This is a genomic window from Ruegeria sp. AL12 (assembly GCF_056540885.1).
Window position 1 is genome coordinate 12,934 of record NZ_JBQFXN010000009.1, and the last position, 13,663, is coordinate 26,596.

Annotated in this window: 14 protein-coding genes; 3 read left to right on the forward strand and 11 right to left on the reverse strand. The window is 60.2% G+C overall.

The window, feature by feature from the left end:
* Positions 1 to 10: 10 nt before the first annotated feature.
* Both ACR0C6_RS17715 and ACR0C6_RS17720 read right to left on the reverse strand, forming a co-directional pair.
* Complete coding sequence (locus ACR0C6_RS17715) at positions 11 to 682, reverse strand: YiaD family glycine zipper/OmpA-like lipoprotein (protein WP_152459228.1); 672 nt, start codon at positions 680 to 682, stop codon at positions 11 to 13.
* Positions 683 to 808: 126 nt separating this feature from the next.
* Positions 809 to 1,501 (reverse strand): helix-turn-helix transcriptional regulator, encoded by a 693-nt coding sequence (locus ACR0C6_RS17720; protein WP_171642196.1) that lies wholly within the window; start codon positions 1,499 to 1,501, stop codon positions 809 to 811.
* A gap of 106 nt (positions 1,502 to 1,607) precedes the next feature.
* Here ACR0C6_RS17720 and ACR0C6_RS17725 point away from each other — a divergent pair, with 106 nt between their 5' ends.
* A complete protein-coding gene (locus ACR0C6_RS17725; RefSeq protein ID WP_152459230.1) occupies positions 1,608 to 1,799 on the forward strand; it encodes a hypothetical protein in 192 nt (63 codons plus the stop codon).
* Positions 1,800 to 1,801: 2 nt separating this feature from the next.
* Here ACR0C6_RS17725 and ACR0C6_RS17730 read toward each other — a convergent pair whose 3' ends face one another.
* Entirely contained in the window at positions 1,802 to 2,449 is a 648-nt protein-coding gene (locus ACR0C6_RS17730) for an RluA family pseudouridine synthase (protein ID WP_480620479.1), read from the reverse strand.
* A gap of 96 nt (positions 2,450 to 2,545) precedes the next feature.
* Here ACR0C6_RS17730 and ACR0C6_RS17735 point away from each other — a divergent pair, with 96 nt between their 5' ends.
* Positions 2,546 to 2,956, forward strand: coding sequence for a nuclear transport factor 2 family protein (locus ACR0C6_RS17735; protein ID WP_152459232.1), 411 nt, complete (start codon positions 2,546 to 2,548; stop codon positions 2,954 to 2,956).
* Positions 2,957 to 2,958: 2 nt separating this feature from the next.
* Positions 2,959 to 3,669 carry an SGNH/GDSL hydrolase family protein gene (locus tag ACR0C6_RS17740; RefSeq protein WP_480620481.1) on the forward strand — a complete coding sequence of 237 codons (711 nt, stop codon included), beginning with the start codon at positions 2,959 to 2,961 and terminating at the stop codon, positions 3,667 to 3,669.
* On the opposite strand, the gene rarD is transcribed toward ACR0C6_RS17740, so the two are convergent.
* The 8 genes from rarD to ACR0C6_RS17780 form a co-directional block, all read right to left on the reverse strand.
* Positions 3,660 to 4,565, reverse strand: a complete 906-nt coding sequence (gene rarD / locus ACR0C6_RS17745; protein WP_171119891.1) for an EamA family transporter RarD — start codon at positions 4,563 to 4,565, stop codon at positions 3,660 to 3,662. The two genes, ACR0C6_RS17740 and rarD, sit on opposite strands and share 10 nt — an antisense overlap.
* Positions 4,566 to 4,827: 262 nt before the next feature.
* Positions 4,828 to 7,281: a GcvT family protein gene (locus ACR0C6_RS17750; protein ID WP_480620482.1), complete on the reverse strand. Its 2,454-nt coding sequence runs from the start codon at positions 7,279 to 7,281 to the stop codon at positions 4,828 to 4,830.
* Positions 7,282 to 7,370: 89 nt separating this feature from the next.
* Entirely contained in the window at positions 7,371 to 8,348 is a 978-nt protein-coding gene (locus tag ACR0C6_RS17755; RefSeq protein WP_480620484.1) for a GlxA family transcriptional regulator, read from the reverse strand.
* 4 nt (positions 8,349 to 8,352) lie between these two features.
* The gene (locus ACR0C6_RS17760) at positions 8,353 to 9,246 is read right to left on the reverse strand and encodes a homocysteine S-methyltransferase family protein (RefSeq protein ID WP_480620486.1); all 894 of its coding nucleotides are present in this window, start codon (positions 9,244 to 9,246) and stop codon (positions 8,353 to 8,355) included.
* Between the two features lie 11 nt (positions 9,247 to 9,257).
* Positions 9,258 to 10,310: an alcohol dehydrogenase family protein gene (locus ACR0C6_RS17765; protein WP_152459238.1), complete on the reverse strand. Its 1,053-nt coding sequence runs from the start codon at positions 10,308 to 10,310 to the stop codon at positions 9,258 to 9,260.
* Positions 10,311 to 10,322: 12 nt separating this feature from the next.
* The gene (locus ACR0C6_RS17770) at positions 10,323 to 10,799 is read right to left on the reverse strand and encodes a cupin domain-containing protein (protein ID WP_480447397.1); all 477 of its coding nucleotides are present in this window, start codon (positions 10,797 to 10,799) and stop codon (positions 10,323 to 10,325) included.
* A gap of 16 nt (positions 10,800 to 10,815) precedes the next feature.
* The gene (locus ACR0C6_RS17775) at positions 10,816 to 13,263 is read right to left on the reverse strand and encodes a GcvT family protein (RefSeq protein ID WP_480620488.1); all 2,448 of its coding nucleotides are present in this window, start codon (positions 13,261 to 13,263) and stop codon (positions 10,816 to 10,818) included.
* Positions 13,264 to 13,278: 15 nt separating this feature from the next.
* The gene (locus ACR0C6_RS17780) at positions 13,279 to 13,659 is read right to left on the reverse strand and encodes a GFA family protein (protein ID WP_152459241.1); all 381 of its coding nucleotides are present in this window, start codon (positions 13,657 to 13,659) and stop codon (positions 13,279 to 13,281) included.
* Positions 13,660 to 13,663 lie beyond the last annotated feature (4 nt).

Here is a 13,663-nt window from a genome sequence, read left to right on the forward strand (position 1 = left end):
CGCGCAGTGGTTACGCGTTCCCGCTGGGCACCACGACAATCTCGACACGCCGGTTTTGCGATTTTCCTTCGGGCGTCAGGTTGGACGCGACAGGGTTGTTTTCGCCCTGCCCGATCGTGCGAATGCGGTTGTAGCTGACACCATTGGCCTGAAGGATATCGGCCACGGCATTCGCGCGACGCTCTGACAGGCCCTGATTGTAGGTTGCGTCGCCGTCGCTGTCAGTGTGCCCGATGATCTGCACGTTCGAATTCGGGTAGTTGACCAGGTTCTGGCCCACTTTCACCAGGTCAGACCGTAACGCCGGGCGCACGGTCGAACTGTCGGTGTCAAAGGTGATGTCATTCGGGACCGTCACAATCAGGCGATCGCCTGCGTTGACGATTGTAATTCCGTCATTTGCCAGTTGTTGACGCAGCTCCGCAGCCTGCTTGTCCAGTTGATTGCCGATCACGCCGCCCCCAGCAGCACCGATTGCAGCACCGGCCAGCGCGCCCAAACCGGGGTTCGAATTATTGGCAATCGCCCCGATTCCAGCGCCGACCAGCCCACCCAGAACGGCGCCCTGTTTGGCGTTCTGGTTCGGGTCGTCTTGTACTGTCAGCGTGCCCGGGTCGGTACAGGCCGCCAACACAAGGGCTGAACACAAACCTGTGGCCACGAAAAACTTGGAAATCGTCATGATATCACCTTCTGCTCCAGCACCCGTTATTCGGGCGTGCTTCGTTTTCCTCAGTATATCACTGTGCAGGCTTGGCGGCTCAAGCAACAATGCGGTGAAGTCGGCGAATACCCGCCAAACACGTATTCAAACCGCTTCAACGAACGTTTCTGCATTCTGCTGTTCCTGCCAGAGCTCGCGCAACGACCTGCTTTGTCCTGAAAAGCTATCTTCGGTGCATTCACTGGACCAGATACGGTCGGTGCGGAAATGGCGAAACCCGTTACGCAATTCGCACCAGCCTGCCAGCATCGTGCATTCGATGTGATAGATCAGCGCCAAAGGGCGCACGACCCGAACCGTGCGTTCGCCTTCGCCATCTTCATAGGTGATACGGATTTTCCGCTCTGCCCTGATGGCTTCGCGGTAATGCGCGATCGAAACGCAACCCTTGTTTGGATCATCCGCCGGGGCACCCCATGGGGCAACCTGCAACCAATCCGCTGGGCAATGCAATGCGTCGATCTTCTGGCATATCCGGCTGGCGGCCCTTTGCAGGTGACTGTCGCCGGTACGCGCAAGAAGAGACAGGCCAACCCACAAGGCCTCAACTTCTTCTGCATCGAAATTGAGCGGCGGCAGATCATAGCCGCGCCGCATCACGTACCCGATGCCGGCCTCACCTTCGATGGGCGTCCGTTGCGCCTGCAACTCGGCAATATCCCGATAAACCGTGCGCACGGACACCTCCAACCTTGCGGCCAGAGCCTCTGCCGTGACCGGAGCGCCCGCAGCCCGCAGGATCTGGATGATTTCAAACAATCGGGTCGAACGGCGCATTGCATCCTCCTGTCAACATGCTGACACCCTAGCACACCCCACTGACAAGAGGGTGTCAGGAGTGATGGGCCAGATTGGAACGGCATCGAAAGAAGGAGCACGAAATATGCCATACCTCGACACCCATGTCATGATGACACTCAGGCTGGGGCAATGGTCTCAGGACCATACCCTGCGCGCCTTCGAGATCGAGCGCGAAATCACCATGGCCCGGCAGTGCAAGCAGCCCGTATCAAAGAAACGATCCAAACGTTTTTCGCTGGGGAATCTGAAGATGCTCTGGACCAGCACGGCCTGAGATCAGAACTCGGGCCGGGCCCGAAACTTCATCGAAACCCCACCTTCCGGGTGTTTCAGGCGCAGCTCTTCTGAATGCAGCATCAATCTGGGGAAGTCCAGCGCGTCGCCTGTCGCATAGAATGGATCGCCCAGGATCGGGTGGCCCAGCGCCTGCATATGAACGCGAAGTTGATGAGACCGGCCCGTTTTGGGAAACAGACGCACACGCGTTGTATTGCCTTCGGTCTTGACGACACGCCAGTCCGTCACGGCAGGTTTGCCCGTCACATGGCAAACCATCTGTCTGGGCCGGTTGGGCCAGTCCACGATCAGAGGCAAGTCCACGGTGCCGGTCTTGGGTTCCAGCTGCCCCCAGACACGGGCGACATAGGTTTTGCGGGTCTGACGCTGCTCGAATTGCATGCTCAGGTTGCGCTGCGCGTGCGGCGTTTGGGCAAAGACCATGACACCGGACGTGTCCCGGTCCAGCCGGTGCACCAGCAGTGCTTGTGGAAATGCATCCTGCACCCGGGTCAACAGACAATCTGACAGATTCGCGCCCCGCCCCGGAACCGAAAGCAGGCCCGATGGTTTGTTCACCACGATCAGCTGTGCATCTTCATGCAACACATCCAGTGGGGTTTGAGGGGGTTCATAGGTGTCGCTCATGCAGGGTGCCTATCGCAGCTCGTGACCTCCCGCAACGTCGTCCTTGCATGCCCGCCCATGTTCGGTGACCTTCTCTTCAAAAGCGGAGGAGATGCCATGCACCCGACAATTGAACGCATGCAAGAGGTTGTCGCAAAGGGCGATGAGGCCTTGATCCATCAGCTCCTGGCCGAAGATGTGCAGTTCCTGCCGCCCACATACTACAGCACCTGGACAGGGCGCGCACCGGTCGCTGCCGTTCTGGGGCATGTCGGGCAGGTATTTTCAGATTTTCGTTATCGGCGCGTCATGGGCGACGGGAAAGACTGGGCATTGGAGTTTCAATGCAAAGTCGGTGATCTGGATGGTATCGGCGTGGATCTTGTTACGTTGAACGACGATGGGTTGATCCAGGTTTTCGAGGTCGTCATGCGCCCCTACAAAACGGTAGGTGCCTTGCGCGATGCCATGATGGCGCGGGTCATGACAGACGCTCGTTTTCTGGAATTCAAAAACGCGCTGAGCTGACAATGCCTCGTTCACTGGCTGCCGATCAGATTTTGCGGGTTCCGTTGCTTCCGGTGCTTGCCGCGCAGGGCCTATCGGTACGCAGGAACGCGCAGTTGCTGCCGGAACCGACTGGCCCGCGCGAAGGCCGCACAGGGCGCGGGCCGCGTCTGCGGCTTCTGATCACCGGTGACAGTTCGGCAGCCGGAGTGGGCGCAGGCACGCAGGATCAGGCGTTATCCGGCCATCTGGTCAACCGTCTGGCCGGGCACTATGCGGTCGAATGGCGGCTGGAAGCGACAACCGGGCACACCACCCAGGACACGATTGAGCGTCTTTCGCAAATGGAAGGCGAATTCGATGCTGTCGTTACGGCACTCGGCGTCAATGATGTCACCCGGGCTGTGACACGCCAGCAATTTGCGCGCCGCCAGACTCGCCTTATCCGCTTGCTTTCAGAAAACCTGGGGGCTCGTCGCATCGTCGTAACCGCAGTCCCGCAGATGAACAGGTTTCCGGCCCTGCCTCAGCCGCTGGCCTGGGTGCTTGGATGCCAGGCCGCGCGCCTGGATCAAGGGTTGCAAGAGGTTGCGGCTGCATTTTCGCATGTTCAACACCTGCCACTCGACCTGCCGGACGACCCGGCGTTGGCTGCACCGGATGGCTATCATCCCAGCCCCCGGGCGTATGCGCTTTGGGCGGATGCAGCCGCGCGCCTGTTGCTTCAGGCCTGACCGCGCGCCTGCCGGATCATAGGGATCGAGTAAACGACCAGAGCCGCCCAGATCAGTGGGAATGCGATCATCCGGCCCGTGTCTATCTTCTCGCCGAACAGGGTTATCGCTGTAATGAAGATCATGGTCGGTGCGATGTATTGCAGGATGCCCATCGTGGACAGGCGCACCAGTTTGGCGCCGTTTGCATAGACCAACAACGGCACCGCCGTCACGACCCCTGCACAGGACAACAACAAGGTGTCCGACATCGCGACACCGAAATGACCAGTGCCCCGCACCCCCAGAAAGGTGACATAGACCAGCGCCGGAATCAAAAGGATCAGGACCTCAAGCAGGAAACCCTGGTTCGGCCCAATCGGCAGCGAGCGCTTGAAGAACGCGTAGAAGCCCCAGCTGATCATCAACCCAAGAGCCGCCCAAGGCAAACGACCGGCTTCCACCACAAGTACCACCACACCCAGCGCGGCCAATCCGACCGCGAACAATTGTGTCCGTGTCAGGGGTTCTCTCAAAAGGATTGCCCCCAGCGCGATACTGAATAGGGGGTTGATGTAATAACCCAACGCCGCATCCAGTGCGTTGCCCGTGGAAATGGCCCATACGTAAATCGCCCAGTTCACGGAAATAAGCGCTGCTGTCAAAGCGGCCATACCCAACATCTTCGGATTGCCAAGCGCGGCCTTCAGATCCCGGGTTCGGCCCAGGACAACCAGCAACAACCCGGCCACAGGCACTGACCAGATAACACGGTGCGCTACAACCTCAACCGCGCCCATATGATCCAGCGCTTTCATGTACAGAGGCAAGAACCCCCACAGGACATAGGCCGTGACTGCCAGCGCAAGCCCCTTTGGTGTGTCCGTGTTCTGTGAAGGTAGAAGCGTGTCTGCCACATCGGGTCTCCGGTTGATACCGGTTCGGTTTAAGGCAGAAATGAACGGGTTGAAAACTCTGAAAACAGTGAAGTGTCACATAACAATGTTTGATGAGTTGTCAAATCACGCTTTTTAGGTCAGGTCTGAAATGCGAGGCTCTGCCTCGCGCTCCGGGATATTTGTGGCCAGATGAACAAGGGACCCGCTCTTCATCTGGCCACAAATATCCCGGGGGAGTCGCCGAAGGCGGCGGGGGCAGCGCCCCCACCAAACCCCGTGGTCACACCTTCACCCGTTCGGATTTCGGGTCATACATCGGCTTGAGCGACGCCTCGGCCCGAACTTTCGTGCCACACACGTCGATTTCGTAGGTCGAGGCCAGAACGTCTGCGGCCTTCTCCCCTTCGCAGGGCACGTAACCCAAACCGATGGCGCCTCCCAGCGTGTGGCCATAGTTGCCCGAGCTGAGATAGCCCACATACTCGCCATCGCGGATGATCGGTTCATTGTGGAACAGCAGCGGCTCGGGATCGGTCAGGCGGAATTGAACCAGGCGCGATTTCGGCCCGCTTTCCTTGCGCGCGATCACCGCCTCGCGGCCGATGAAGTCGCAGCCCTTGTCCACCTTGACGGCAAAGCCCAGCCCCGCATCCACCACGTGATCCTCGCAGGTGATGTCATGGCCGAAATGGCGGAAACCTTTTTCGATCCGGCAGCTGTCCATCATGTGCATGCCACAGAGTTTCAGCCCCATGTCCTGCCCCGCATCGTGCAGCGTTTCAAAGACGTGGCCCGCCATGTCGGAAGAGACATAGATCTCCCATCCAAGCTCGCCCACATAGGTGACACGGTGGGCGCGGGCGAGGCCCATGCCGATCTCGATTTCCTGCGCGGTGCCGAAGGGGTTTGCCGCGTTGGTGAAATCGTTTGGCGAAACCTTTTCCAGCAAGGCCCGCGCATTCGGACCCATCACCGCCAGAACGCCTTCACCCGCCGTGACATCGGTGATGACCACGTTGAAATCGCCCGAATGACGCATCATCCAGGTCTGGTCCGCCAGGCGCGTCGCCGCCGGGGTGACCACCAGATAGGCGGTCTCGGAAAGGCGGGTGACGGTGACATCTGCCTCGATCCCGCCGGAACGGTTCAGAAACTGCGTGTAGACGATCTTGCCATTGGGCACGGCATAGTCGCCGCCACCGACATAGTTCATGAACTTCTCGGCATCGGGGCCCTCGACCCGGATCTTGCCGAAGGAGGACATGTCGTACATGCCCACGTTTTCGCGCACAGCGTGGTGTTCAGCGGTCGAGTTCTCGAACCAGTTCTGACGCTTCCAACTGTAGTTGTATTCGCGTTCCTGCCCTTCGTTGGCGAACCAATTGGCGCGCTCCCACCCGGCCAGTTCACCGAACACGGCACCGTGTTCATTCAGGTGGTGGTGGAATGGCGTCCGGCGCACGCCGCGCGCGGTGGCCTTTTGGCGATAGGGGTAGTGGTCGGCATAGAGCAGGCCCAGCGTTTCCTTGGACCGTTCGAAAAGATACTGTTTGTTGCCCTGGAAGGGTTGCATCCGGCTGATGTCCACATCGCCCAGGTCAAAGGGTTTTTCACCCGAATCCATCCACTCGGCCAGCGCCATGCCCGCGCCGCCCGCCGACTGGATCCCGATCGAGTTGAAGCCGGCGGCGACCCAGACATTGTCCATCTCGGGCGCAAGGCCAAGGTGATAGGCGTCGTCGGGCGTGAAGCTTTCAGGCCCGTTGAAGAAGGTGTGAATGCCTGCCTCGGCCAGCATTGGCATGCGGTTGCAGGCGGCCTCGAGGATCGGTTCGAAATGGTCGAAATCCTCGGGCAGTTGATCGAACTCGAAACTGTCTGGGATGCCCTCCATCGCCCAGGGCTTGGCGTTGGGCTCGAAGGCACCCAGCAGGATCTTGCCCGCATCCTCCTTGTAATAGGCGCATTCGTCCGGCACCCGCAGCACCGGCAGCTGGGTCAGGCCGTCGATGTTCTCGGTCACGATATAGAAGTGTTCGCAGGCGTGCAGCGGCACGTTGACGCCCGCCATGCGGCCAACTTCGTGCCCCCACATGCCGGCGCAGTTCACCACCATGTCGCATTCGATATGGCCCGAGGCGCTGCCGTCATCGGCCACCCAGTCCACGCCGGTCACGCGGCGCCCTTCCTTGACGATATCGGTGACCTTCACCCGTTCCTTGACGATGGCGCCGCGCTGGCGGGCGCCCTTGGCCAGAGCCAGCGCGATGTTGGCCGGATCACCCTGCCCGTCCAGCGGCAGATAGACCGCGCCCTTGACACCTTCAAGGTTGATATGCGGATAAAGCTCCTGCACGCGCTCATTCGAGATTTCTTCGACCTCGACGCCAAACGCCCGCGCCATCGCAGCCTGACGATAGATTTCCTCTTTGCGTTCCTCGGTCAGCGCCACGGTGATCGACCCGCAGCGCTTGAAGCCCGTGGCGACACCGGTTTCCTCTTCCAGCGCGCCATACAGCTCCTGGCTGTACTTCGCCAGCTTGGTCATGTTCGCGGTGGCGCGCAGCTGCGCGATCAGACCCGCCGCATGCCATGTGGTGCCCGAGGTGAGCTGCTTGCGTTCAAGCAACACGACGTCTTTCCAACCCTTCTTGGTCAAATGATAAGCGACCGAGCATCCGATGACGCCACCGCCGATGATGACCGCTCGGGCCTTGCTGGGAAGATCAACCATCCTGAAATCTCCGCTGTGTCAGGTTTGGCGTAGGTTGCCACGGAAGATCGACAACAAATGCACCAAAAGCGTCACAGAATTCGCAGTTTTCACCGATGTGATGCCGCTCGCTTTTGTCGGCGTACGACAAAGGGCGTGACCCCGAAGAAGCTTTTGTAAACGGACGAAAACCCGTTCGGAAAACCACAGGCCAAACCAATTTCGCGAACGCTCATCGTGGTGTTCAGCAACAGGTTATTTGCCTTGGCCAGTCGCATTTCCCGGTAGAATCCGTTGGGAGTGGTTCCAAAAAAGGTTTTGAACTTGCGCTCGAGGGACCGGTTCGACAGGTGCAGCGATTCGACGATCTGATTGATCGGCAGAGGGTCTTCGATATTGGCCTGCATGAGCTTTATGCACTGATCCAGCTTCGAGTCGCCTGTCGCCGTCAACTTGGCGCCCGAAAATGGCTGCATCGAAGCGAAATCGCGGATGTTCTCATGCAGCATGATGTCGGCCACGGTCATCTTCGCAGGCCCCGAGATATGGCGCCCGATCACCGCCAAGGCGATATCCGTCGTGGCCTCCATCCCGGCACATGTCACAACCGCGCCCTGTTCGGTTGCAATCGACAGTTTGGCTTCGAACCGGGCGCCGCGTTCCCGCAGAAACGATGCGTTTTCCCAATGGGTTGCCAGGTCGGCCGTTCCCTGCTCGTCGATATAGCGGCTGGCGGCTTCGGCCAGCAGGAACACCTTGGCGTCCCGGAAGGTATAGTCCGACACCACCCGCCCCAACGACAAATCCGGATGGTCCGGGTCTGAATTGCCGATTACGAACAGGTAATCTGCCCTTGGCTGTGACGGCACTGCTTCTGTTTGAACCACGGCGTCACTGCTGCTGGCAATCGGGCCACCTTTGAGCGAGCGATAGGTGAAGGTGAACGGAGGGCTTGGGCATACGCGGTTGGCCAGCCTCAAGACCTCAACCAACGACGCCAGCTCCAACAGCACGAAACCCGGCGCGACAAGGATGTCGAAATGCCGGATGGCTTGTTTTGGAGCGTTCGAAGTAGATTTTGCCGCCATTTTTTCAAACGATGTTATGACCGGCGGCCCGCAACCGATTCGCCAGTTCTTCGATATGATCCGGCCCGATTTCGCAGCATCCGCCAACAATCGTTGCCCCCTGATCTATCCACCGCATCACCTGGTCCGCATAAGCCCTGGGGCCAAGGTCATGACGTTCTTGCAGGGCATCCACGGTCGGCGCATCCTGAAGGAAATCATCCGAAATATGCGTAAAGCCATTGGCGTAGGCCCCATAGGGCCGACCCATGCCGGACAGAACTTCCAGCGCCGCCGGCATCGCCTCGGGGCACGAACAATTGATCAACACGGCATCGGGCGAAAACTCCTCCACCAGCAGAGCAATGTCCGCCAACGGTTCGCCGGACCTGAGAAGGCTGCCATCGTCATCATTGACTGACAGAGACAGCCAAACCGGTTTTTCGCATCCGACCGTGCCACGCAATGCGCCCTCGGCCTCTTGCACCGAGGACACGGTCTCGATCAAAAACAGATCGACCCGCGCGGCCATCATGGCCACAAGTTCGGCGAACTTTTCGGCCGCATCCGCAGGGTCCGGGTTAAGGTCGGGGCGATATGAAGCGAGCAATGGCCCCAGTGCACCCGCAATCCGCCCCCCGGTTGCCGCGCGGGCAAGTTCGGCCTGTGTCAGGGCGGTGTCGATCAGGGTAGGCATATGATCCTCCATCCCCACCCGCACCAGACGAGAGCGATGGACGGCATAAGTATTGGTTGTCGCGACCGTCGCACCCCGGCTGAAATAATCGCGGTGCACTTCCGCGACCAAATCGGGGTGATCAATCATCACGCGCGTCGACCACAGCGGTGTCGCCTGATCGCCACTGCGTTTTACCAGTTCCTGCCCGATAGAGCCGTCCAAAAGAGTGATATCTGCCATGTCATTACTCCTCAGGGCACCAATACCAGTTTTCCCGGAAGGGTCTTCGATTGAAAGTCAGCCTGTGCAATACCAATATCCTTCAACGGATAGGTCCGGGAAACCAGTGGCTTGATCCGTCCGGTATTCACCAGTTCAACAAGACGGTCAAAGACTTCGGGCGCCTGGTGCGTGCACCCATGTATGGTGATGTCGCGCAGATATATGTCCCGCAGATCAGCTTCGACAATCGGGCCTGCTATTGCCCCCGAAACGGCATAGTGCCCGCCGGATTTCAGGGAAAGGATCAGCGATGGCCAGGCCGGGCCACCCACAACGTCGATCACCACATCGAACATATCCTGCGGAAGCGGGTCGTTCCGGTCAAACGTATTCTCGGCCCCCTGGGATTTCACGATCTCGGCTTTCGTGCCCGCTGTTACAGCCCAAACCGACGCCCCGCGCAGGGCGGCCAGTTGCACCGCCGCCAACCCGACGCCACCCGAGGCGCCGGTGATCAGCACCTTGTGCCCGGCCGTCACGCCTGCGCGGGTCAGCAGGTTCTCCGCCGTCCCGAAGGCGCAAGGAATGGCGGCGATTTCCACATCCGAAAGGGGCGAGGCGCTGACGTCATAGAGATCATCGGCTTCAACCAGACAATACTGCGCAAAAGCCCCGTCGATTTCGGAACCCAGCGCAATGAAGCCCTGCGGGTTTCCCGGGCGCGGGCGCGGCAGGTTTATCGGACAGGTCACGCGCTGACCCGGTTTGAAGGCAACACCCGGCCCAACCTGTTCCACGATGCCGCAAAGATCTCCGCCCTGAATGCGGGGAAAGTGCAATGCACCGCCCCAACCGCCCGCTTCGACCTTCTGATCAACGGCATCCGTCGCGCCGGTGACGTCCGAGGAATACCAACCGACCCGTGTGTTGATATCCGTGTTGTTCACGCCTGCGGCGGCGACCCGAACCAGAACTTGCCCTGCCCCGGGTTCAGGAACCGGGATATCATCTCGCCATTCCAGAACTTCGGGGCCACCGTGGCCCGTCAGATAGACACCGGACATCGTCTTTGGAGCATTCATTTCGCTGGCTTCTCAGGTCTGGTCGGCGGGATGGGGCGGAACCGGTCCCATCGGCACGATGTCATATCGGGCATTCAGGTCGGCCATCTTGGCCTCGTCCTCGAAATCCGCCGGGGTCATGGTTGCCAGTTCCGCAAGGAAACCATCAAACCCGGATGGTTGAAAGATCATGAGCATCCGTGCCGGTTTTTTGTCGGCAACCCGGCAGGCATGCGACACACCCGCCGGAACATGCATGGTGGTGCCCGGCGTGCACAGGTGCCAGTCTCCGTCGACATAGAAATCCACGGCGCCCTCCAGGAAATAGAACGTCTCGGCATGGCTGTCGTGGCGATGAAGGCCAAGCGCGAAGCTGGCCTTCAAGTTGTCTTCCATCAGTGTGTAGGCTCCGCCCGTGTCCTCACCGGAAACTTTCACGAAGGTATGGTCGTTTTCCCAGTCATAGTTGGGACCTTCACCAGGTCCCATCTTGGAATATCGCGGGCGCATGGGGGCCTCCTTTTTGTCAGGCGCGCAGCCGCTCGTTTGCGGGATCCCACAGCGGCTGACCCTCCTGTACCACGGCGCGGCACTTCTGGCCGTAGATTTCCACTTCGAGCTCGGTGCCCGGGTTGGCCAGATCGGCCTTGATCATGCCCAGCGCGATGGATTTGCCGACGCGGTACCCCCATGCGCCCGAAGTGGTCTCGCCCACGATCTGATCGCCCTGCCAGATGCAGGACATGTAAGGCGCATCGCAGTCACCGGCCTCGACGACCAGCGTAACGAAAGACTTCTTCACTCCACGCTGCTTTTCGGCCAGCAACGCGGCCTTGCCCGGGAAGTCCTGCGGCTTGTCGAACTTGATGAAGCGCTCCAGCCCACCTTCCAGCAGCGAGTAGTCGGTGCTCAGATCGCCCTTCCACGCGCGGTATCCCTTTTCGATGCGCAGGCTGTTCAGCGCATACATGCCAAACGGCTTGGCCCCGGCGGCAAGGATCGCGTCATAGATCGCGGGCATGTGCTCGTTGAGCGCATGCACCTCCCAGCCCAGTTCGCCGGCGAAGGACACGCGGATCAGGTGGGCGGGCTGTCCGGCCACGGTGGCCGCCTGATGGGTCAGCCAGCCCAGCGAGAGGTCGGCATCGGTCAGGCCCGACAGGATCTCGCGCGATTTCGGCCCGGTCACGATCAGCGTGTCGCGGGTGGTGGTCACGTCCTCGACGGTGACGCCCGCGGGCATCGCGTTCACAAGGATGTCGCGGTCATGCCATTGCGCGGTGGCGGCGGTGATCATCACGAAGTCATCCTCACCCAGGCGCATGCAGGACATCTCGGTCAGGATGCGGCCGCGATCGTCGGCGATGTAGACCAGGTTGATCCGGCCCACCTTGGGCAGACCACCGGTGACCAGCCCGCGCAACGCCTCGGCCGCGCCTTCGCCCTTGACGATGAAGCGCGAGAAGCCCGGCAGGTCGAGCACGCCGCAATGGTCACGCACGGCCTCGCACTCCTCTTTGATCCGCTGCTCCCACGGGCCGGACCGGCCCCAGGTGTGGGTGCTTTCCTCGGAGGTGTCGTCACCCGGCTGCGCGAACCAGTTGGCGCGCTCCCAGCCGTTGTAGACCCCCATGACACCGCCCAGTTCCTTGACCTTGGCATGCACCGGCGACAGCTTCTTGTCGCGCGCGGCGGGCCATTCATGATGCGGGAAGTGCATGGCGTATTCGTTGCCGTAGACCTCCATGCCCTTCTGGTTGCAGTAATCCTGATCGGTGTAGTCGGTGTAGCGGCGCGGATCGACGGCCCACATATCCCATTCGGTGGCGCCATCCACGATCCATTCGGCCAGTACCTTGCCCGCGCCGCCGCCCTGGGCGATGCCAAAGGTGAAGGTATGCGCCTCGAAGGCGTTCTTGACGCCGGGCATCGGGCCGATCAGCGGCAGGCCATCGGGCGCATAAGGGATCGGGCCGTTGATCACGCGCCCTACGCCCGAGGTCGCCATCAGCGGCACCCGTTCCATCGCGTCGGTGACGATATCCTCGATCCGGTCCAGATCGTCGTTCCACAGCTGGAAGCTGAAGTCCTCGGGCATCGGGTCGTCCTCGGTCATCCAATGGCCCTTGCAGTTGGGCTCGTAGGGGCCAAGGTTGAAGCCATGCTTCTCCTGCCGCAGGTAGTAGGAAATATCCACGTCGCGCAGCAGCGGCAGCTTGCCGCCGTTTTCCTTCGACCAGGCCTCGACCTCGGGGATCTCGTCAGTCAGTAGATACTGGTGGCTCATGACCATCGCTGGCACGGTGCGACCACCATAAGGCTTGAACCATTCACCCACACGCTGCGCGTAGTAGCCGGCGGCGTTGACGACATAGTCGCAGTCGATATCGCCCTTTTCGGTGTGGACGGTCCAGGTGCCGTCGTCATGTTGGCTCACGCCTGTGGCAGGGCAGAACCGGATGATCTTCTGGCCCATGTCACGCGCGCCCTTGGCCAGCGCCTGCGTCAGCTGCGCCGGGTCGATGTCACCGTCGGTCGGGTCATACAGAACTCCCTCAAGATCATGAGTTTCCAGGAAAGGGTAGCGTTCCTTGGCCTGCTCCGGCGTCCACATCTCCATCGGGATTCCCTGATAGCGGCCCATCGACATGGCCCGCTGGAACTCCTGCATCCGTTCCTTGCTGTGCGCCAGACGGATCGACCCCGAAACATGGTAGTTCATCGGATAGTCGACCTCTTCGCCCAGACGCGAATACAGCTCGGTCGAATAGCGCTGCATGTTCATGATCGCCCACGAGGTCGAAAAGGTCGGAACGTTACCGGCCGCATGCCAGGTCGAACCTGCGGTCAGTTCGTTCTTTTCCAGCAGAACGCAGTCGGTCCAGCCTTTCTTGGCCAGATGATACAGCGAGGAAGCCCCCACCACACCGCCACCGATAATGACCACGCGGGCTTTTGTCGGAAAATCACTCATGTGTCTTGGTCCCTGTTACTGTGCCCGTTGGGGCAGATCGTCCGTGATGTCGTAATAGTCGCCCTTGTCAGCCACAAAGATGTGCTTCGAGAGCTTTTGGCCCGTGGGCGCATCGAACGCGCCCATGGCAATCGAAATCGTGTCCTCTTCGGTATGTTGCCAGAAGAGAAATGAGCCGCATTTGTTGCAAAACCCGCGCCGTGCGATGTCTGATGCGCGAAACCAGTTCAGCGTGTCGCGGGCCGAGAAACTCAGATTGTCCTGATGGGTCGTGGTCGAGGCCCAGACATGGCCGGATTGCTTTCGGCACTGCCCGCAATGGCAGACCGAAGGCGGAGAAAGGTCTCCGTCGATGGTGAAAGCAACTGAACCGCAAAGGCAGGACCCTCTGTACATAAGA